Raw genomic sequence first — 20,757 nt, 5'->3', positions numbered from 1 at the left:
AGGAACGGGCCCGTGGGGCGGCATCCGTGGCCGCTACTCGCTCACCGCCCGCTGCCACCTGCGCCGGCGGCCGCCTCGCGCACCGACCACCCGGACGGCACCTGGACCCGCGTCCCCCGCGCGCACGACCACCCGGACGCGGCGGGCGCGTGCGGTCCCGGGACCGCACGCGACGAGCGCCCCCGGTCGCGGGACCGGGGGCGCTCGGGCGATGGGGACGGTCGGCTCGTGGCGACGGTCAGGCGACGGGGACGGTCAGCGCCAGACGTCGCGCAGCTCGGCGCGGTCGCTGATGCCGAGCTTGTTGAACACCCGGTACAGGTGTCCCTCGACCGTACGGGGGGAGACGACGAGGATCCGGGCGATCTCCACGCTCCGGTGCCCCTCCAGTGCCAGGGCGACGATCTCCCGCTCCCTCGGGGTGAGGGCGCCGAGGTCGAGGGCCGCGCGCACGTAGCGGCCGGGTACCCCGCCGAGCGCACCGACCGCGTCCTGCAGGTGCCGCAGGGCCTCGCCGCGCCGCCGCAGGTCGTTCGCCCCGTGGTGCAGACGGACCACGCGCGCCCAGGTGTCGGCGGCGAGCGCCGGGTCGCCGTCGCCGCGACAGCGGTCGGCGACCTGCGCGAGGCGGACCGGGTCGTCGGCGATCGACGGGTCGTAGGCACGGGCGACCCGCTCGGCCCGTCTGCCGTCGAGCCTCGTGCTCGCCGCGTGGATGCCGGCGAGCAGCTCGGCATGGTCGCCGTCCGGGTCACGCACGGCGGCCGCGACCAGGAGGGCCTGCCAGAGCACGGCCGGGTGATCCGCGAGCCCCGGGGCCTCGGCGAGACGTCGCCAGAGCGGCGCCCGGTCCGGGTCGGGCGCGTCCGGGTCGTCGACGATCTCGGCGATCGTCAGGGCGAGCAGCCGCTGCTCGGTGGTGCCGTACCCGCCCTCGGCGCGCAGCCGGTCCGCGAGTCCGCCGGCGCGACCCGACGGTGCGCCGACGGGCAGCGGGGAGGCGGCGGCCTCGAGCGAGCGGACGAGCGGGGTGAGGTGGACCGGGTCCCAGCGGTCGAGGTCCGGGCCGGCGTCCCGGAGCAGCCGCAGCGCGAGCCGGGTCCGGCCGCGGGCGAGCTCGAGCGCGCCCCGCATCGCCTGGACCGTCCCCGCCCATGCGTGCCAGCGGTGGCTCGATCCGCCGTGCTGCTCGGCGAGCACCCGGTCCGCGCCGGCCAGGTCTCCCACCAGCAGGAGCGACTCCACCAGGTAGGCCGCGGCGTGACCGCCGACGCGCGCACGGGTCCGCGGGTCGGCCGAGGCGAGGGCGTGGGCGCGCGTGGCCTCCTCGACCGCGTCGACGAGCCGCCCCGCCCGCGTGAGGAGACGTCGGCGCACCCAGTGCGCGACGCACCGGAGCGCCGGCGGGAGCGTCGGGTCGGTCGTGAGCCCGGCCGAGGTGTCGAGCAGGCGGGCCGCGTCGCCGGGGGCGTCGAGCCGGTCGATCGCCGACAGCCAGGTGGCGACGCGCACGGGCACCACGGGGGCCGGTCGCCCGCTCCGCAGCGCCCGGGCCTGGCACTCGAGCCAGACCTCGGCGAGCGCGGCGACGGGGGTCGGGGCGCCGCCGCTGCAGACGCGGTCCATGGCGAGAGCGACCAGCGCCTCGACCAGCAGGTCGGTGTCGGCGGTGGTGTCGACGAGCCGGGTGAGGTCGGCGCCTCCGGAGTCCGACCGCGTCGCGGCGAGCATGACCTCGGCGCGCAGCGCCACGATCCGCTCGCACGAGGAGTCCTCGCTCCGGGCCGCGAGGAACCATGCGGCGGCCAGGTCGCGCGCGGCCAGGTGCTCGTACCCGGCGGCCACCCGGTCCACATCGGCCACGGGGAGCCCGTTGTCCAGCGCCCACGCCACGCTCCGGGCGGGCAGGCCCCGCAGGGCGCGGCCGTCGGCGTGACTCCCGGCGGCTCCCCAGCGGGCGAGGAGCTCGGCGCCGCGACCGGGCGGGGTGATCGTGCGGAGCACCTCGCTGTAGAGCTCGGCCGACAGCTCGACCGTCCCGCCCTCGGCGGGCCGCGTGACGTGCGTGTCGGCGAGGTCCTCCACCTGGTCGCCCACGTGCGCGCGCAGCTCCGCCGCCGGCATCCTGCCGGCCAGCGCCAGCATGGTCACCACCGTCTGCTGCTGCTCGGTGAGCTCGGACTGCATGCCCTCGACGACCTCGACGAGGCGTTCGTCGACCGCCGGCGCCGGGCGCAGCAGGGTCCACAGGTCCGCGCCGGGGCCGCCTCGGTGCTCGTCCTCCGCGCGCACGATCAGCCCCTGGCTCGCGGCCGAGGCCATGTAGGCGACGACGAGGCCGGGCATGCCTCCCGTCATCCCGAGGACTGTCCCGACGGCGCCGTCCGTGGGACGGCCGCCGGCGAGCGAGGCGCACAGGTCACGCGTCTGGTCGTGCCCCATGGGCGGCATCGTCACGGTGGCGAGGAGTCCGGTGTCGACCAGGGCGCCCAGGCCCGACTCCCCCCGCAGTCCCACGCTGGTGGCGACCAGGAGCGCCTCACGGTTCTGGGCGAGCAGCGCGAGGACGAACGCGCTGGCCGCGTCGAGGAACTGGCAGTCCTCCACCACGATGACGGGGCGCGAGCCGGCGCCGGCCGCCCCGCGCCCGGTCAGCCCGTCCAGGCGTGCCTGCACGGCCGCCAGCACGTCGACCGGGCCACGGACGGCATCGAGGTCCGTGAGGAACGGGGCGAGCGCCCCGTAGGGGACGTCGACGAGGGCGGGCCCGCACTGCAGGGTGAGGGAGGCCGGCCCCACCCCGTCGGCCAGGAGCGCCCCGACGAGCGAGGTCGTGCCGGACCCGGGGCCGCCGACGACGACGACCCCCGCGCGGTCGACGTCCGCGAGCCGGTCGTGCAGGGCGGCCAGCTCGGCACCCCACAGCGGGACGGCGGTGACCGTCATGCCGGGTCCCCGGCCGTGCGCAGCGCGGGCGACTCGGCGGCGAGCCGGCTCAGCCCCCACCGCCCGCGGACCTGCAGCTTGGCGTACACCTGGTTGAGGTGTCCCTCGACCGTGCGGACGGAGATGCTGTGCCGGCGGGCGATCGACGCGTTCGAGAGCCCGTCGACCACCATCCCGGCGATCTCCCGCTCACGCGGCGTCAGCGCCTGCAGCCAGCCCGGGGTGTCGTCCGCCGCCTGCGGGGCGGCGGGCACCTGGATCCGTGCCACCGCCCCGGCGAGCCGGCGCGCGTTCGCCGCCGGGAGGCTCGCGATCATCGACGCCGGGCCGCTGTAGCGCCAGGCCAGGTACCCGGCCTCGGCCATCTCCGTCAGGGCGGCCGCCGACCGCACGTGGTCGTCGTCGAGCACGGCGTCCCCGAGCGCTTCGCAGGCGCGCGAGACGACCGCCTGCGTCCGTGCGGCCACCGCCCTGAGCCGGTCGGCGACCCCGCGGTCGCCGACCAGGGCCGCGGACAGCAGCGCGTGCATCTCGACGAGGTGGTGGCCCGCCGCGGCCGCACGGTCGGCCAGCACCGCGAGGCGGGCAGGGGCGCCGGCATCGGCGCGGTCGGGATCGGGCGTCACCGCACCGATGACGGCCGTCAACCAGCCCAGCCGGCCCCACTGGGTCGGACCGTCCGCGGCCCGGCGCACCCGCTGCTCCGTCCACCGCGGCACCGACGTCTCGTCGAGACGTCCGGTCCCCGACCGGCACGACTCGACGATCGTCAGAGCCACCTCCTCGGCATGGTCGTTCCCCATCGCCCGCGCCTGCTCCACCAGCTCCAGGGCAGCCTCCTCCGCACGGTCGGGCAGGCCGGCGAGCAGGTCGACGGCGGCGAGCACCAGCTCGGCGTCGAGCACCGCCTGCGGGTTGCCGTGCCGGGCGACCACGAGCCCCTGGGCCATCGCCCGGGCGAGCTCGAGGTCCCCGCACCGCACGGTGGTCTCGAGCATGGACACCGCGATCGCCGCGCGGTCGTAGGGCCCGATCACGCTGTCGAGCACGCCCCGCGCGCGGTACGTGGACAGCGTGGAGTCGAGGCCGGCCACGAGCGAGCGCGCGGCGTCCTGGTCGTCACCGAGCGCGAGGAGCTCCGCGCAGGTCGCCTCGGCGCGCAGCCGCACGGTCTCGCGGTTGCGCCCCGCCGGGCGCGGGTCGAGCCGGCTGCCCTCCTGGGTCGCGCGCGTCTCGGCGAGCAGGCGCTCGCTGCGCGGCCGGTCGCCCACGAGCGCGGCGATCGTCGCGGACAGCACGATGAGGCACGGGTCCCCCGCACGTGCGGCGGCCGTCACCAGCGAGTCGGCCCCGCCGACGTCGCCGGCCGCGAGGAGTGCCCGGGCGCTCATCCACACCAGGTGGCCCCGCACATCCGCCGCCGCACCTGGCGGGGGTGCGTCGTCGTGCTCCTCGGGACCGTGCGGTGCGAGGTCGGGGTCCGCGGGACCTGGTCGCGGGTCGTCGAGTGCGGGGACGGTCGCGAGCACGGCGAGCGCGCCCCCGACGTCGACCGAGGCGAGGAGGTCCTGCGCACGGTTCAGCGTGCGGGCGAGTCCGTCGCGCGCCGTCGCTTCCTGCTCGAGGGCCTGTCTCCGCTCGGGCTCGAGCCCGGCGAGGACTCGGTCGCGCCACATCGGCTCGACCTGCGCCAGCGTGCCCGACGGCGTGCGTCGCATCGTGACGATGCCCTGGGCCTGGAGGGCGTCCAGCTCGCGTCCGGAATCGTCGTGGACGAGCCCGCCCACCTCGACGCAGCCGCGCACCGCCAGCGCCTCGAGGAGGGCGCGGCGGTCGGCGGGGAGGCGGCGCAGCACGACGTCCTCGCCCGGGATGCCCCGGCCGCTCTGCAGCGGGCCGTCGACGAGGACCCACCGGCCGTCCGACCGGCGCAGCTTCCCGGAGGCGACGCAGTCGTCGGCGATGCTGCGGAGCCTGCCGAGGTGCCCGCCGCCGTACCGCCACAGCACCGTGGCGGCCACGCGGGAGACGGGCCCGCCGAGATGGTCGACGAGGAGGGCACGGGTCCCGCTCGGCGTGAGCGGACGGACGCCGACCCGCGCGAGGTTGCCGGCCCGTGCGAGGGCGGCAAGATCGGCCGGCACGTCGGTCGTGCGGTCGCACTGCACGACGAGGACGACCCGCCGCTGGTGGGCCAGCTGGGCGAGCACGGTGATCGATCCCTGGTCCATCTGCCGCGGACGGCTGAGGAAGACCACGGCCGGTTCCTGCCCCTCGGGCGCGAGGAAGTCGCCGAGGACCTTCGCCATCCGGAACCAGGTCGGCTCGGGACCGACGTCCGAGCGGGCCTGAAGGATCGAGAGCGCACCGTACGGGAGATCGGCGACGAACTCGCTGCCGTGGAGGTGGTAGACCGGGCGTTCGGCCCGGAGCCGGTCGACGGCCTCCTGGGTCACCGCTCGACGGTCCTCGGGCGTCCCGACGAGCAGGGCGCCGACGTGGTCGACGGTGACCGCGCGCAACAGCTCCTCGACCGCGGAGTTCGGGTCGTCGCTCCAGATTCCGTCCGAGTCCGGGTTCAGCCAGGAAAATGCAGCGCGCATGATTCATTCACCCGTCCGGCACCATCTCTGAATACGCCCATTCCTGCAAATGGGCACGAAGGAAGGTGTGACGCCACAATGAATGGCCGTGCCATGGCGACGTGCTCCTTTGAAACATTCCGAGGGGACGCACGATCGTCGGCCGGGGGAAGCCGCGACCGGTGGCCTCGGCGTACCCGGCCGGCGTGGGGCCGGCCGGTCCCACGCCGTCCGACTGCGACGACACCACCCTCCGACAGGCCGGACTCGCGCGGTGTGCCGCGGATCAGCGCGAGCTGCGGCTCGATCCTCGCCGCCGCCGCTCGCGACGGTGAGCCCGACGGGCGGGCGCCGTGGGCACCACGGTCGTCTCGCGGGTCGAGGCCGCCCGGGCGCGGACGGAACTTCCTCACCGACACGTTCGCTCTGATCTGCGGGCCGCTCCGGCTTGACGGAGATGCCTTTTTGTAGGAAACCCCCGCACCGACGACCTGTCAACAACCACCTGACGGTCCGGACGTTTGCGCCGCGTCCGAAAGACGGAATCGGTCACGCACGGTCCCGGGAAACGAGGGGTGTCGAGAAATGCCGGGTGGCGACGTCGGACAATTGTCGAGTCGATGTCCAGACGGTGTCCAGACGCCGCCCGCCACCGGGTGCCGGGATCCAACGGACGAGCCGATCTCATGGCGTGAGGGCTGATCGGCACGCCGGCGAGCGGCTCGCGCCGGTCAGGAGGCTCGGACCGACCCGACTCCCGACGGGCACCCGGTGCGGGCCGGCAGCGTCGCTCGGCCCCACATCGACAACATTGTCATGGAGTGAGGTTCTGGTCAGCGAGTTCCGACATGTCTCCGCATCACAGATTGCGCGTGTCGCGCGGACGCCGGCGGCCGAGGGGACGCGTTCAGCACCCCCTCGGCCGCCTGCCGGTCAGGGCGCGCGCCGCAGGCCCAGGGTGTCGGCGCCGTCGCCGTCCCAGTCGCCGACGAGCACCTCGTCGCCGGACCGGCCGTAGTGCACGAGGACGTCCTCGTTCCCGCCGGACAGGCTGTTCTTCACGAAGTAGGCGTTGCCCCGGCGCACGGCGAACGTGTCGGTGCCGTCACCGTCCCAGTCGCCGGCGAGCGTGACGTCACCACTGCGCCCGTACTCGAACGTCCGGTCGGCGTCACCCCCGTCCAGGGTGTCGGCCACGAAGTACGCGTTCCCGCGACGCACGGCGAAGGTGTCCGTGGCGTCGCCGTCCCAGTCGCCGACGAGGACCTCGTCGCCCGAACGGCCGTACCGCAGCTCGTGGTCGGCGTTCCCACCGCCCAGCGAGTTGGCCACGAAGTACGCGTTCCCGCGACGCACGGCGAGCGTGTCGGAGCCGTCGCCGTCCCAGTCCCCGACCAGCACGACGTCGCTCTCACGCCCGTAGGACAGGACGTGGTCGGCGCTCCCGCCGCGCGGTGCGTTGGAGACGAGATAGATGTTGCCGCGGCGGACGGCGATCGAGTCCGTGCCGTCGCCGTCCCAGTCGCCGATGAGCACGTCGTCGGAGTAGCGGCCGTACCGGAAGGCGTGGTGCGTGGTGCCCTCCCAGTCGTTGCTGAGGAAGAACCCGTGGTCCTGGTGGGCCGGCGGCTCGGGCTCCGGCTCCGGCTCCGGCTCGGGGTCCGGCTCCTGCGCGGCCGCCCGGATCTGCGCGTGGATGACCTCGGCGATGTCGGTGTTCTCGAGGTAGTCCCCGCGCACCGGGTCGGTCGAGTCGGCGACCGCCGCGAACTCCTCGGCGGCAGCGCCGCGGGCGAAGAACGGCACGATCTGGTGCGTGTGATAGTGCGGGGTCTCCTCGTTCTCGTTCTCCTTGAGGTCGGTGAAGTCGGTGAACTCCGCCGCGGGCAGCTCGCCCGCCGTCCCGGTCAGGGGCTGGAACTCCCCCGTGATCTCGATGCCGTCCTCGCCGAGGGTGCCGCCGCCCCAGAGGTTCCCCGTCTCGTGGTCGGAGGTGACGATGACCGTGGTCTCCTCCCAGCTGGACTCCGAGTCGACCCACTCGACGACCGCGTCGACCGTGGCGTTGAAGTCGAGCATGTTCTCGATCGTGCGCCCGAGCTCGCCGGCGTGGCCGGCGCCGTCGACGTTCGCCTGCTCGATCATGGCGAAGAAGCCGTCGTCGCTCGCGTTCGACAGGACGTTGAGGCTCGCCGCCGCAAGCTCCGGGAGGCGAGCGACGTTCTCCGCGACGGGCGCGGCGTTCGGGATCTCCCGGTCGCCGGAGCGGTCATGGGTGAGGGCACCGGCCGTCTGGGCCACGCCGAGGACCTGGTCCGGGGTGTCACCGGTCGCGAGCGCCTGGAAGTCTGCGCGCTCGTCGACCAGGGTCCAGCCCGCGAGCCCCGTGCTCGTGTCGCCGGCCGCGATCGCCTCCCAGTCCTCGCGCGGGATGTTGTGGTAGCTCGGCGTCTGGGCCTCGCCGTCGCTCGAGTACGCGGGGTGGCCGCCGCCCATGACCACGTCGAGGTCCTCGTGGCGCAGGAGCTGGTCGATGATGAGGTCCTCGTCGCCGTCGTCGGCGTGGACGGCGAACCCGGCCGAGGTGTCGCCCCAGAACTGACCGCTGGTGACCACGCCTGTGGCGAGGCCGTGCTCGCTCGCGATGTCGACCATGTCCGTGAGCGGCTCCTCGTCACGGTCCCAGCCGAGATACCCGCCGCGCGTGCGCACGCCCGTGGACAGGGCGGTCGCCGCGGCTCCGGAGTCCGTGACGTTGAGCCAGGAGCCGTCGAGCTGGTCGCGGGTGGCGTTCTGCGGGTGCCCCCACGCGTCGATCGTCGAGTACTCGGGGCTGAAGACGTAGCCGGTGTCCACCGAGAGCTGCGTCTCGAACTCCTGGTAGACCTCCGACGTCACGCTGTCCGAGCCGTGGGCCGCGAGATAGGGGTTGTCGGCCTGGTCCTGGTAGGCCGCGGTGCCGTGCTCGTAGAGGCTGGCCGCGTCGATGTGGTTGTACCCCATGCCGTCGGCGATGAGCAGGATGACGTTCGTGCGGTCGTCCTCGACGTCGTCGGCGACCGCCGCCGAGGGGGCGAGAGTGGCGAGCAGGGCAGCCGTGACGGCGACCGCCGGGAGTCGCCCGGGGCGTGGGAAGGGCATGGGGGTGTCCTCGCGTCGTGGATGGGTACGGGTCCGCCCACGACATCACGGGGATATGAACATTCGATTGCTCGCGCACGACCGTCACGTGGTCGACCGGTGAACCCGTGCCGGTCGAAGACACCAGTCGTCGCGTCAGCCCTCGAGCTCCTCGGCGGTGAGCAGCCACTCCTCCTCGAGGGCGTCCGACTCCGCCCGCAGCTGGTCGGACTGCGCGGCGAGCGAGGTGATCCGACCGACGTCCTGCTGCTCGGCGGCCTCGGCCATCTGCGCGTCGAGCCGCTCGATCTGGCCGCTCAGCTTCGTCATCCGGCGCTCGATCCGCCCGAGGTTCTTCCGCGCCTCGCGCTCGCGCGCAGCATCGGTCGCGCCCGCCGGACGGCCCGCGCCACCGGCCACGGCTCCCCCGGCAGCCCCTCCCGGGGCGAGGTTCGTGCCAGACCCGCCCTCCGCCGTCGGGCGCTGCCCCGCGGCCTGGAGCCGTCCTTCCCCGGAGGACGCGCGCTGGGCGCGCCGCAGGGCGAGGTACTCCTCCACGCCGCCCGGCAGGTCGCGGATCGTGCCGCCGATGACGGCCACCTGGTGATCGGTGACGCGTTCAAGCAGGTAGCGGTCGTGACTGACGACGATCAGCGTGCCGGGCCACGAGTCGAGCAGGTCCTCGACCGCGGCAAGGGTGTCGGTGTCGAGGTCGTTCGTGGGCTCGTCGAGCAGCAGCACGTTCGGCCCGGCCACGAGCAGGCGCAGCAGCTGGAGCCGACGCCGCTCACCGCCCGAGAGCTCCGAGACCCGCGTCCACTGTCGCTCGCGGGCGAACCCGAGGCGCTCGATGAGCTGGCTCGCGCTGAGGTCGGCCCCGCCCATCGAGACGTGCTCGGCGACGTCGGCGACCGCCTCGACCACGCGCATCCGAGGGATCTCGTCGAGCTCACCGGTGTCCTGCGTGAGGACGGCGAGGTCGACCGTCTTCCCGCGCCTGACCCGCCCCGACGTCGGTTCCTGCAGCCCGGCGAGGAGGCGCAGCGCGGTCGACTTGCCCGCGCCGTTCGCCCCGACGATGCCGACGCGCTCGCCGGGCGCGAGTCGCCACGTGACGTCGTCGAGGATCGGGGGCGGCACGTCGTACTGCACGGTGACGCCCTCGAGGTCGAGGACGTCCTTGCCGAGCCGGGCGCCCGCGGCGTCGGTCAGGGCGAGGGAGTCGCGCGGCGGCGGCTCGTCGGCGATGAGGGCGGCCGCGGCGTCGAGCCGGAACTTCGGCTTGGAGGTCCGGGCGGGCGCACCCCGGCGCAGCCAGGCGAGCTCCTTGCGCAGGAGGTTGTTGCGCTTCTGCGCCGCCACCGCCGCGCTGCGCTCGCGCTCGGCCCGCGCGAGCACGTAGGCCGCGTACCCGCCGTCGTAGACCTCGACGTGGCCGGGTACCGGGGAGCGGCCGCCGGCGCCGTCGTGGCCGGGCACGACGTCCCAGACGCGCGTGCACACGGCGTCGAGGAACCAACGGTCGTGCGTGACGACGAGGAGTGCGCCGCGGCCCGAGGCGAAGCGCTCCTGCAGGTGGGCGGCGAGGAAGGCGACACCCTCGACGTCGAGGTGGTTGGTGGGCTCGTCGAGGACGAGCACCTCGGCGGGGGCGGCGAGGACGGACGCGAGGGCCACGCGGCGACGCTGGCCGCCGGAGAGCGTGTCGACGTCGACGTCGAGGGAGAGCTCGGAGATCAGGCCCTCGTGGAGCTCGCGGACCGCGCGGTCGCCGGCCCACTCGTGCTCGGCGAGCCCGCCGTGCACGGCGTCGAGGACGCTCGCCCCGGGCGGCAGGGTGTCCTTCTGGTCGAGCACGGCGATCCGGGTGCCCGACGGCGAGGTGACGCGCCCGCCGTCGAGCGGACGCCGGCCCGCGAGCGCGCCGAGCAGGCTCGACTTGCCGGCGCCGTTGCGGCCGAGGACGCCGATCCGCATGCCGTCGTCGACCCCGAGCCCGACGCCGTCGAGCAGCACGCGCGGGCCCGCCATGAGGCGCAGCCCTTCCGCGCCGAGCAGGTGCGCCATCAGGCCGCTCCCCCGGGGTGTGTCGCAGCGCCCGGTGCCGCGGGGCCCGGTGCCGCGTCGACGACGTGGGCGCCGCGCGCGGGCGCCGTCGTCGTGAGGACCCGGTCGGCCACCTCGGCCGCCCGGACGACGGCGGCGATCGACTCCGCGTGCGCGGCGTCGAGCGCGAGGGCGGCGACCGTGGGGCCGGATCCGGACAGCACGGCGCCGAGCGCACCGGCTCGCTCGAACGCCGCGAGGACGTCCCCGAGCTCGGGGCGCAGCTCGAGGGCCGGCTCGGTGAGGTCGTTGAGCAGGAGGCGGCCGAGCGCCGCCGGGTCGCCCTCGACGAGTGCGTCGCCGAGCGCGGCCTCGTGGGCGCCGGGGTGGAGACCGCCGGCCTCCGCGTCGTCGGAGTGCGTGTGGGCGTCCGGCGCGGCCGGCTCGTGCAGCATGCTCGGCGCCGACGGCGGCCCCCCGCGCGGGTACCCGTGCAGCGCGTCGTAGGCGTTGAACACGGCCGGGGTCGACAGGCCGGTCGCCTGCGTGGCGAGCACCCAGTGCCACGCCCCGGTGTCCGGCAGCACGACGAGGCGCTCCCCCCGCCCCGTCCCCAGCGCCGTGCCGCCGAGCAGCGGGAACGACACGTCGGAGCCGAGGTTGGCCGCGAGGGCGTGCAGGTCGAAGGCGCCGAGCGCGGTGCCCCACAGCGCGTCGCAGGCCATGAGCGCCGCCGCGGCGTCGGCGCTGCCGCCGGCCATCCCGCTCGCGGCCGGCACGTTCTTGTGGATCGTCAGCTCGACGCCCGCGTCCACGCCGGTCGCCGCCCGCAGCGCCTCGGCGGCCCGCGCCGCGAGGTTCGAGGCGCCGAGCGGCACGCCGTCCACGTGCTGCGCGAGCCGGACCGTCGTGCTGCCGCGAGGCGCCGGGGCCGCCGTCACGTGCTCGCCGAGGTCGAGCGCCTGGAAGACCGTGACGAGCGGGTGGAAGCCGTCGGCGCGCGGCGGGCCCACCCGCAGCGAGAGGTTGACCTTGCCCGGGGCGCGGACGGTGACCGGGCCCGGCAGCGCGCTCTCGGGCGCGGACATCTCGCTCATGCGTCCTCCTCGGTGACGGTCTCCCCCGTGGCGGCCGATGCACCCGGGCGAGCCTCCGCCGTCGGGGAGTCCCCGGTGGCGGACGTGACGTCGGGTGCCCCCGATGCACCCGGGCGAGGCTCCGGCGTCGGGGACGTTCCGGCGGCATCGGCGCGGGCGGCCGCGACCGCGGCGAGCTCGACGATCGTCAGGGTCTCCCCGCGCGCCGACGGATCCACGCCCGCCGCCCGCAGCGCCTCCTCGGCCGCGGCGGGCGAACCGGCCCATCCGGCCAGGGCCGAGCGCAGGGTCTTGCGCCGCTGCGCGAACGCCGCGTCGACGACGGCGAACACCTCGCGGCGATCCGCTCCTGCCACGGGCTCGGGCCGCCGGGTGAGCCGCACGAGCGCCGAGTCGACGTTCGGCACCGGCCAGAACACCTGCCGGCCGATCGTCCCGGCGCGCTCCGCCCTCGTCCACCAGGCGGCCTTGGCCGACGGAACGCCGTACGTGCGCGACCCGGGCGGGGCCGCGAGCCGGTCGGCCACCTCCGCCTGCACCATGACGAGGACCTCCGTCACCGTCGGCAGGTGCTCGAGCGCGGTGAGCAGGACGGGCACCGCCACGTTGTACGGGAGGTTGGCGACGAGCCTGGTCGGCGCCGCGCCCGGCAGCAGGTCCGGCTCCGCCAGGCGCATCGCGTCGGCGAGGACCACCTCGAACCGGTCCGCGGCGCCCGGTGCGCGCTCGGCGACGGTGGCGGGCAGCGCGGCGGCGAGGACCGGGTCGATCTCGACGGCGACGACGTCCGCCCCCGCCTCGAGCAGCGCGAGCGTGAGGGAGCCGAGGCCGGGCCCGATCTCGAGGACGCGGTCGCCCGGCTGCACGCCGGCGGCCCGCACGATGCGGCGCACGGTGCCGGCGTCGTGCACGAAGTTCTGGCCGAGGGTCTTGGTGGGGCGCACGCCGAGCCGCTCGGCCAGGGCGCGGACGTCCGAGGCGCCCAGCAGCGCGACGTCGGACGGCTCGTTCACAAGGGGACAGCCTACGTGCGTCGGGCAGGGGCGCCTGCCGGACGCAGAAGCGCCGAGCCGCACCCCGGTGGGATGCGGCTCGGCGCTCGGTCTGCGGGTCGGGCGATCAGGCTCCGAACCGGTCGGGCGCTCAGACCCGGGTCGCTCAGTACCAGCCGACGCTCTGCGAGTGGCCCCACGCACCGCACGGGGTGCCGTAGCGGCCGGCGATGTAGTCCAGGCCCCAGGCGATCTGCGTGGCGGGGTTGGTCCGCCAGTCGGCGCCGTGGCTGGCCATCTTCGAGCCCGGCAGCGACTGCGGGATGCCGTAGGCGCCGGACGACGGGTTCATCGCGGTGTGGTTCCAGCCCGACTCGCGCTCCCAGAGGGAGTTGAGGCAGGAGAACTGGTCGCCGCCCCAGCCGCGCGAGGCCATCATGCTCTGCGCGATCGAGCGGGGGTCGCCGCCGGTGTACGCGGGGGCGGGCTCCTCGGCCGCGGGGGCCTCGGCCTCGGCCGGCGCCTCCGCCGCGGGGGCCTCCTCGGCCGGCTCCGCCTGGACGGGCTCCGGCTCGCGCTCGCGGGTGCCCACGAGGACGACCTCGTCGACCCGCTCGTCGACCGTGACGCTGGCGACGAGCTCGCGCGCGTCCTCCTCACCCTCGGCCGAGATCACGCGGTAGGTGTTGACGACGCGGCCGTCGACGCCCTCGGTCTGCACCTGGGTCTCGCCGACGTAGAGCTCGTCGGTCTCCTGCTCCGTGGTGCCGTGCTCGTCGACGACCTCCTCGGTGACCGAGTCGGTGGTCACGCGGACGATCTCGACGTCGGTGACCGGGCCGGCCAGCGGGGCGGACACGCGGTCGTCGGCGCCGATCTGGATGCCGGCCTCGTGCAGCGCCTCGTCGAGGATCTGCGCGGTGGTCGTGAAGGTGAGGGTCTCGCCGTCGACGGTCACGGTGTAGGTGGTGGACGCCTCCTCGGCGGCGTCGAGGGCGATGCGCTGGGCGGTCGAGCGACCGGCGGCGTCGACACGCTCGACCGGCTCGACGAGTGCGGCGCCCGCGGCGGAGCCGGTGCCCGGGTCCGCTCCGAGGCCGGCGTTCGCGGCCATCACGCCTCCGGCGCCGAGCAGCGCGACGCCTGCCAGCACGGTCGCCATGACCCCGCGCTGGTGCCGGCGGAACCGGTCGGCGCGGTTGGTGGACGTGGCTGTGTCGGTCACGGGGGGTCGATCCATTCGTTCAGGGGCCGGGGGCGTGACCGAACGTAACCGTTCTGTGATCTGACAACAAGGTCGTCACGGTGCTCTGAGGTCAAGGTCACGACGACGGCGCGCACCTCCCGGTGCGACGTGGCCCACAACGCGTGGTAGAGCGGGGATCGACGACGACGAACGGCTCGTGACGGCGACCCTGTCCGCGCGGGCCCGCGACCAGGGGACGTGACCTCGCCGTGACCGGGCCGAGGCCCTCCCCCGACACGCGAGACGGCGCGGGTCGGCGGCGGATTCCCGGCCGGACTGAGCCCCCCGACGTGCAGGACGCAGCACGTCAGGCCACGGATCCCCAGAACCCGCCGTAGACCTCACGGGTCGTCGCGGTCAGCCGCTCGCACAGCTCGGCGAGGTCGAGGCCGCGCAGCTCCGCCAGCGCCCGCACCGTCCGCGGGAGCACGTAGCTCGCGTTGGGCCGCCCGCGGAACGGGACGGGCGTGAGGTAGGGCGAGTCGGTCTCGACGAGGAGCTGCCCGAGCGGCACGAGCGAGATCGCCTCGCGCAGCGCATCGTTGCTCCTGAACGTCACGGGCCCGGCGACGGACACGTACCAGCCGTTCTCGGCGCACTGCCGGGCGAGCCGCTCGTCCCCGGAGAAGCAGTGGAAGACCGTGCGCTCCGGGGCGCCGTCGCGCAGGAGGATCTCGGCGACCTCCTCGTGGGCCTCGCGGTCGTGGATCTGGACGGGCTTGCCGAGCTCGCGGGCGAGCGCGAGGTGGTCGCGGAAGGCGGCGACCTGCGCGTCGTGCCCCCGCCCGGCGGCCGTGCGGTAGAAGTCGAGCCCCGTCTCCCCCACGGCGACCACGCGGTCGTCCGTCGCCAGCTCCGCCACCCGGTCGAAGGCCTGCGCGGGGGTGAGCTCGTGGTGGTCCCGGACGTCGGGCTCGAGGCCGTCGGGCGCCACGTCGAAGGCGCGGGCGTGCAGCGCCGACTCGTTGGGGTGGATCGCGACGGCGGCGGCGATCGCGGCGTGCTCGTGGGCGAGCGCGACGGTTCCGGCGAGGCTCGGGACGTCGCAGGCCACGCTGAGCAGCCCGAGCACCCCGACCTCCGCCGCGCGCGCGAGCTGGTCGTCGGTCGTCAGGGGGTCGGCGCCGCCGGGCAGCCCGGCATCGTCGGGGTCGAGCGGTGAACCGTCGGCCGCCAGCAGCGGCAGGTGCGTGTGGTTGTCGACCACGCCCGCCGGCAGCGGGTCGCCCGCCGGCGGGAAGCCCCGTTCCTTCTTCTTCCCGTTCTCCCCGCTCACGAGGCGGAACCGGCCGGACCGGCCGCCTCCGTGGAACCCGAGGCCGCCGCGGCCCCGTCCACGCCGAGGCGGTCGAGCTCGTCGGCCACCACGGCGTCGTCGAGCTTGGTGAAGATCGGCGACGGCTTGCCCACCGGCGCACCGACCCGCACGGGCCGGGTCGCCCACGGCGTGGGGCTCGAGTAGTCCCCGGTGATGATCGGGTAGCTGCGGTCGTTCTCGAGGTCGTCGACCTCCTCGAGGCGCGGCATCGGCTGGATGTCCCCGGTGCCGCCGATCGCCGCGTCGACGGCGTTGCTCGAGTGCGGGAGGAACGGCGAGAGCATGACGTTGAGGTCGGACACGGCCTGGGCGAGCGTGTGCAGCACGGTGAGCAGGCGCGGGCGCTGCTCCTCGCTCTTGAGCCGGAACGGCTCGGTCACCGTGACGTAGGTGTTGGCCAGGCCCACGAGCCGCATGGCCTCGGCGATCGCCGCGCGCTGCCGATGGGCGCCGACGAGCGCGCCGACGGTCTCGAACCCGGCGGCGATCTCGGCGGCCAGGGCGCGCTCGACGTCGGTCACCTCGGACTCGACGGGGGCGGGCACCTCGCCGACGTTCTTGGCGATCATCGACGCCGTGCGGTTGACGAGGTTGCCCCAGCCGGCCACGAGCTCGCCGTTGGTGCGCCGGACGAACTCGGCCCACGTGAAGTCGACGTCGTGGGCCTCGGGCCCGGCGGAGGCGACGAAGTAGCGGAAGGCGTCGACCTGGTACCGCTCGAGCATGTCGCGCACGTAGATGACGACCCGCTTGGAGCTGGAGAGCTTGCGGCCCTCCATCGTGAGGAACTCCGAGCTGACGACCTCGGTGGGCAGGTTGAGCTCGCCGAGGCGGCCGGCGCTCCCGCCCTTGGCGCCCTTCCCGGAGTAGGCGAGCAGCTCGGCCGGCCAGATCTGGGAGTGGAAGGTGATGTTGTCCTTGCCCATGAAGTAGTAGGACAGCGCCTCGGCGTCGTTCCACCAGGCGCGCCATGCCTCGGGGTCGCCGCTGCGGCGGGCCCACTCGACCGAGGCGGACAGGTAGCCGATGACGGCGTCGAACCACACGTAGAGCTTCTTCGTGGGGTTCTCGCGCCACCCGTCCAGCGGCACGGCGATGCCCCAGTCGATGTCCCGGGTCATCGCGCGCGGCCGGATGTCCTTGAGGATGTTCTGGCTGAACCGGATGACGTTGGGGCGCCACGTGCCGGCGGCCTCTCGCTCGTCGAGCCAGCGGCCGAGCTCCTCGGCGAGCGCGGGCAGGTCGAGGAAGAAGTGCTGGGTCTCGACGAACTTCGGCGTCTCGCCGTTGATCCGCGAGACCGGGTCGATGAGGTCGGCCGGGTCGAGCTGGTTGCCGCACGTGTCGCACTGGTCGCCGCGCGCGCCGCCCGCCCCGCAGATCGGGCACGTGCCCTCGATGTAGCGGTCGGGCAGGGTGCGTCCCGTCGACGGCGACACCGCGCCGTGCGTGGTCTGCTCGATGAAGTACCCGTTGGCGTGGACCCCCTCGAACATCTCCTGCACCACGCTGTGGTGGTTGCCCGCCGTCGTGCGCGTGTAGAGGTCGTAGGTCAGGCCGAGGGCGACCAGGTCCTCCGCGATGAGGCGGTGGTTCCTGTCGGCGAGCTCCTGGGCGGACACGCCGGCCTCGTCGGCGGCGATGAGGATCGGCGTGCCGTGCTCGTCGGAGCCGGAGACCATGAGGACGTCGTGACCCGCCATCCGGGCGTACCTGCTGAACACGTCAGAGGGGACGCCGAAGCCGGCGACGTGGCCGATGTGCCGGGGGCCGTTGGCGTAGGGCCACGCCACGGCGGACAGGATGTGGGTCATGCGCTCCAGGGTAGTTGCGCGGCGACGTGCGGGAGGTCTCACCTGCCCATGTGTCATTGCGGCGACTCGGTGGCAGGATGGCGCGGCATCGAGTTCACCCGAACACGATCAGTCGAACGGAGCACATGCCATGAAGGGCGACCGCAGGCGCCGCACCAGGCGCGCACTGCTGGTGGTCGATGTCCAGCCCACGTTCTGCGAGGGAGGTGCACTGGCGGTCGAGGGCGGCAACGAGATCGCGCGACGCGTGGCCGAGTTCGCCCGGACCCACCGCGACGCCTACGACGTCGTGGTCACCACCCAGGACTGGCACGTGGACCCCGGGGACCACTTCTCTCAGACACCCGACTTCGTGGACTCGTGGCCGCCGCACGGCGTCGCCGGCACGGACGAGGCCGAGCTGCACCCCGCGCTCGACGACCTCGCCCCGGAGGTCTCCCTGAAGAAGGGCGCCTACGAGGCCGCCTACTCGGGCTTCGACGGCGTGGACGCGGAAGGGCGCACGCTCGCCGAGATCCTCGAGTCGCGGTGCATCGAGAGCGTCGACGTCGTCGGCCTGGCCGAGTCCCACTGCGTGAAGGCCACGGCCCTGGACGCACGACGACTCGGGCTCCCCGTCCGGGTCCTCACCGACCTCACCGCGCCGGTCTCGCGCGAGCTCGGGGAGATGGCCCGCGAGCTGCTCACGGCCCGCGGGGTCGAGCTCGTGGAGTCCGGGCTGCCCGTGGGCGTCCGCGGCTGACGCTGCTGCCCGAGACCCCGCGCGCTCTCCCGAAGGACCACTCTTTCGTCGAACACACGGGTTGTGTCAGCCCGCGCGCGCATTCCTCGTCGAACACACGGGTTGTGTCACGAGAACACCGACGGGGTCGGTGTTCTCGTGACACAACCCATGGGACCGATGGGCGAGGGGGGGGGAAGCGTGAGCAATGATCGGAACCTGTGGATGGCTCTCGACGAGGTGGCGTGAAGCGGGCGCACCTCCCGGGCAAGATCTGAAGCCCATGGAAGTTCTGATCAGGGTCGGCGTTGACGCGCCGGCTCGGGAAGGTGCGCCCATGCTCAAGGTAGTCCAGGAGAGCAGCGAGACCAACGACGAGCAGGCCGTGGCGGCCGGCGGGTCGCTGCTCGATGAGATCGTGCGCGACGGCGCTCGGCAGATGCTGGCCGCGGCGCTGCGCGCCGAGGTCGCCGCCTACATCGAGGACCACGCATACGAGGTCGACGAGAACGGGCACCGCCTCGTGGTCCGCAACGGCTTCCACGCCCCGCGTCAGGTGGCCACCGCGGCCGGCGCGGTGCCGGTCCGCCAGCCGCGGGTCAACGACAAGCGCGTCGACGAGGACGGCGTCCGGCGGCGGTTCGCCTCGGCGATCCTGCCCGCCTGGGCGCGGAAGTCGCCGCAGGTGGCCGAGGTGCTGCCGCTGATCTACCTGCACGGCCTGTCGTCCTCGGACGTCGGCCCGGCACTGGAGCAGCTCCTCGGCACCAGCGCGGGCCTGTCCGCGGCGACGATCACCCTGCTGACCAAGGACTGGCAGGACGAGGCCGCCGCGCTCAACGACCGCTCCCTGGCCGACACGGACGACGTCTACCTGTGAGTGGACGGCATCCACCTCAAGGTCCACCTCGACCAGGACAAGGTGTGCCTCCTGGTGATGATCGGCGTGAGGGCCGACGGCACCAAGGAGCTCGTCGCGCTCGATGACGGACACCGCGAGTCCACCGAGTCCTGGGCCGACCTGCTGCGCGACTGCAAGCGCCGCGGCATGCGTGCCCCGGTGCTCGCCGTCGGCGACGGCGCGCTCGGGTTCTGGGCCGCGGTCCGCGAGGTCTTCCCCACCACCCGCGAGCAGCGACCACACGAAGTGCACGACAACTACCAGTTGCTTTCAACCGCCGCCTAACAATAGCTCGGCCCCTGTCCGAGAAACCCCGAGCAGATCACTCTGAGGTGGCGGGCCTCCGCGGCCGCGAGCAGGCCCTTGCACGGCTTCTATCTGCCGCAGCGGGCTCTGGGGTGCCCTTCGCAGCTCTCGCGCCTGACTGCTGACCCGCGACGGGGAGGGCGCCCGGCGAACGCCAGCCGTCGGATCGGCTGAAGTCAGTAGCGCGATGTCCTAGGGAGTACGTCGAGCTCCCAGTCGGTGGTGACGGTGCGGACGGCGGCGCCACGCACGGCTTCAGGTGGTTGCTCGAGTCGGACGTGGATGCGTCTCGGTCGCCGTTCTCAACCCGTGGCAGGGTGCGCTACCCACGAAGGTGACGGCGCCCGTGGTCACGCCTCGGCGAGGACGTCGTCGACGAGACCTCGGAGGATGGTCGGGTCGAACTGGCCGACGATGCGGGCGGCGATGCGGCCCTCGCGGTCGAGGACGACGGTCGTCGGCATGGCGGCCAGCGGGACGACACCCTCGAAGGCGGCGACGGCCCGAGCGCCCTCGTCGTGGATCGACGGATAGGGGATATCGAACGTGTTCTCGAACGCCTGAGCGGTGGCGGTGTCGTCGCGGGGGTTGACGCCGAGCATGGCGATGTCGCCGTCGTAGTCCACGGCCATCTGCGCGAGGTCGGGGGCCTCGACGCGGCACGGCGGGCAGGCGGCGTACCAGAAGTTGACGACGACCGGTTGCCCGCGCAGTTCCGCCAGGTTGATCTCGGTCTCGTCGTAGGTCGTGCCCGTCAGTTCCACCGACTCACCGCGCTCGGTAGCTTCCCAGGTGGTGAACGAGCCGTCGCCGGACTGATAGCCGGCGCCGACGGCTCCCGCGTCGGCCGAGGTCCCGGCCGGCGCGCATGCCGAGAGTGTGGCCGCCAGACCGAGTGCGGCGAGCGCTGCGGAGACGGCCCTCACGACGCGTCCCCTGCGGACTGCGGCTGGTTCCCCTGCCGGCGACGGTAGATGAAGACAGCGATCACGGCGACGACCAGGATGGCGATCGGTATGAGGATCATGACGGCGACGGGCCATCCTGATGATGGAGTGGTGGTCTCCGCGGCATCGGCATCGGCATCGGCATCGGCACCGGCGTCAGGGCTGGCCTCGGTGGCCGGCGTCGTCGGCCCTACGGTGGCGTCTGCGGTTGAAGCCTCGCTTGGTGCGTCATCAGGAACGGTGACCTGCGGGTCAGCGTCCGGCCCGCTGGAGGCCACTGTGAAGCTGTACCCGTCTTCGGTGCGGTGTCCGTCGGAGGAAACCACCGACCACAGTACCTCGTACGTCCCGTTCTCCAGGGCGGGGGGGAGGTCGAGGACGACTGATCGGCCCTGGACTGTCGGTTCGCCTTCGACGACGACCTCGCCGTCGGAGTCGGTGACGAGGATGGCCGCCGGGAGGTCGAGAACCTCGGCGCTGTAGGTCAGGACGATCTCGGTAGGTGCGGCGTCCAGCACAGCGTCCTCACCAGGCTCGGCGTCGATGATGGTGTCGTGGGCGGCTGCGCTCGTGGCCGACGAAACGATCATCGCGCCGAGGAAGGCCACAACAAGTGCCAGCAAGGACACGAGGGCGATGAGGCGGGCCCACACACGTCGCAGACGGTGGCTGGAAACGAACATGGGGGCACCATATGACACCGCGGACGCTAGCTGTCAGC

The 20,757-nt window shown here is 73.9% G+C and carries 12 protein-coding genes and 1 pseudogene; 2 read left to right on the top strand and 11 right to left on the bottom strand.

Features of this window, described 5'->3' with window-relative positions; genetic code table 11:
* Positions 1-255: 255 nt before the first annotated feature.
* The 9 genes from ACZLMO_RS01615 to metG form a co-directional block, all read right to left on the bottom strand.
* Positions 256-2,946 carry a LuxR C-terminal-related transcriptional regulator gene (locus tag ACZLMO_RS01615; RefSeq protein ID WP_463652666.1) on the bottom strand — a complete coding sequence of 897 codons (2,691 nt, stop codon included), beginning with the start codon at positions 2,944-2,946 and terminating at the stop codon, positions 256-258.
* Positions 2,943-5,549 carry a helix-turn-helix transcriptional regulator gene (locus tag ACZLMO_RS01610; RefSeq protein WP_463652665.1) on the bottom strand — a complete coding sequence of 869 codons (2,607 nt, stop codon included), beginning with the start codon at positions 5,547-5,549 and terminating at the stop codon, positions 2,943-2,945. Before ACZLMO_RS01610 ends, ACZLMO_RS01615 begins: the two co-directional genes overlap by 4 nt.
* Before the next feature lie 912 nt (positions 5,550-6,461).
* A complete protein-coding gene (locus tag ACZLMO_RS01605) occupies positions 6,462-8,669 on the bottom strand; it encodes an alkaline phosphatase (RefSeq protein WP_463652664.1) in 2,208 nt (735 codons plus the stop codon).
* Between the two features lie 135 nt (positions 8,670-8,804).
* Positions 8,805-10,715, bottom strand: coding sequence for an ABC-F family ATP-binding cassette domain-containing protein (locus tag ACZLMO_RS01600; protein WP_463652663.1), 1,911 nt, complete (start codon positions 10,713-10,715; stop codon positions 8,805-8,807).
* Positions 10,715-11,791 (bottom strand): 4-(cytidine 5'-diphospho)-2-C-methyl-D-erythritol kinase, encoded by a 1,077-nt coding sequence (locus ACZLMO_RS01595; protein ID WP_425714724.1) that lies wholly within the window; start codon positions 11,789-11,791, stop codon positions 10,715-10,717. The genes ACZLMO_RS01600 and ACZLMO_RS01595 overlap by 1 nt, the downstream gene beginning before the upstream one ends.
* Positions 11,788-12,804, bottom strand: a complete 1,017-nt coding sequence (rsmA, locus tag ACZLMO_RS01590; RefSeq protein WP_425714723.1) for a 16S rRNA (adenine(1518)-N(6)/adenine(1519)-N(6))-dimethyltransferase RsmA — start codon at positions 12,802-12,804, stop codon at positions 11,788-11,790. The genes ACZLMO_RS01595 and rsmA overlap by 4 nt, the downstream gene beginning before the upstream one ends.
* A gap of 145 nt (positions 12,805-12,949) precedes the next feature.
* Positions 12,950-14,008, bottom strand: a complete 1,059-nt coding sequence (locus ACZLMO_RS01585) for an aggregation-promoting factor C-terminal-like domain-containing protein (protein WP_425714722.1) — start codon at positions 14,006-14,008, stop codon at positions 12,950-12,952.
* Between the two features lie 328 nt (positions 14,009-14,336).
* On the bottom strand, positions 14,337-15,305 hold the full coding sequence (locus ACZLMO_RS01580) for a TatD family hydrolase (RefSeq protein WP_425714721.1): 969 nt from the start codon (positions 15,303-15,305) through the stop codon (positions 14,337-14,339).
* Positions 15,302-17,161 carry a methionine--tRNA ligase gene (gene metG, locus ACZLMO_RS01575; RefSeq protein WP_425714720.1) on the bottom strand — a complete coding sequence of 620 codons (1,860 nt, stop codon included), beginning with the start codon at positions 17,159-17,161 and terminating at the stop codon, positions 15,302-15,304. The genes ACZLMO_RS01580 and metG overlap by 4 nt, the downstream gene beginning before the upstream one ends.
* A gap of 130 nt (positions 17,162-17,291) precedes the next feature.
* Here metG and ACZLMO_RS01570 point away from each other — a divergent pair, with 130 nt between their 5' ends.
* Together ACZLMO_RS01570 and ACZLMO_RS01565 are read left to right on the top strand one after the other, a co-directional pair.
* Positions 17,292-17,903 carry an isochorismatase family protein gene (locus tag ACZLMO_RS01570; protein WP_425714719.1) on the top strand — a complete coding sequence of 204 codons (612 nt, stop codon included), beginning with the start codon at positions 17,292-17,294 and terminating at the stop codon, positions 17,901-17,903.
* Positions 17,904-18,219: 316 nt separating this feature from the next.
* Positions 18,220-19,020 (top strand): annotated as a pseudogene (locus ACZLMO_RS01565) (IS256 family transposase); the annotation flags it as partial.
* A 419-nt stretch (positions 19,021-19,439) separates the two neighbouring features.
* On the opposite strand, the gene ACZLMO_RS01560 reads toward ACZLMO_RS01565, so the two are convergent.
* Both ACZLMO_RS01560 and ACZLMO_RS01555 read right to left on the bottom strand, forming a co-directional pair.
* Positions 19,440-20,015, bottom strand: coding sequence for a TlpA family protein disulfide reductase (locus tag ACZLMO_RS01560; RefSeq protein ID WP_425714718.1), 576 nt, complete (start codon positions 20,013-20,015; stop codon positions 19,440-19,442).
* Positions 20,012-20,665, bottom strand: coding sequence for a copper resistance CopC family protein (locus tag ACZLMO_RS01555; RefSeq protein WP_425714717.1), 654 nt, complete (start codon positions 20,663-20,665; stop codon positions 20,012-20,014). Before ACZLMO_RS01555 ends, ACZLMO_RS01560 begins: the two co-directional genes overlap by 4 nt.
* Between the last annotated feature and the right edge of the window lie 92 nt (positions 20,666-20,757).

The organism is Georgenia sp. G2120 (assembly GCF_055326485.1).
Note: the sequence above shows the minus strand (reverse complement) of the source record. Positions and strands in the feature narration are given on the sequence as shown.

Excerpts from the sequence above, each read along its gene's own strand:
- ACZLMO_RS01615 (WP_463652666.1), bottom strand. The coding sequence starts at position 2,946 with ATGACGGTCACCGCCGTCCCGCTGTGGGGTGCCGAGCTGGCCGCCCTG.
- ACZLMO_RS01610 (WP_463652665.1), bottom strand. The coding sequence starts at position 5,549 with ATGCGCGCTGCATTTTCCTGGCTGAACCCGGACTCGGACGGAATCTGG.
- ACZLMO_RS01605 (WP_463652664.1), bottom strand. The coding sequence starts at position 8,669 with ATGCCCTTCCCACGCCCCGGGCGACTCCCGGCGGTCGCCGTCACGGCT.
- ACZLMO_RS01600 (WP_463652663.1), bottom strand. The coding sequence starts at position 10,715 with ATGGCGCACCTGCTCGGCGCGGAAGGGCTGCGCCTCATGGCGGGCCCG.
- ACZLMO_RS01595 (WP_425714724.1), bottom strand. The coding sequence starts at position 11,791 with ATGAGCGAGATGTCCGCGCCCGAGAGCGCGCTGCCGGGCCCGGTCACC.
- metG (WP_425714720.1), bottom strand. The coding sequence starts at position 17,161 with ATGACCCACATCCTGTCCGCCGTGGCGTGGCCCTACGCCAACGGCCCC.
- ACZLMO_RS01570 (WP_425714719.1), top strand. The coding sequence starts at position 17,292 with ATGAAGGGCGACCGCAGGCGCCGCACCAGGCGCGCACTGCTGGTGGTC.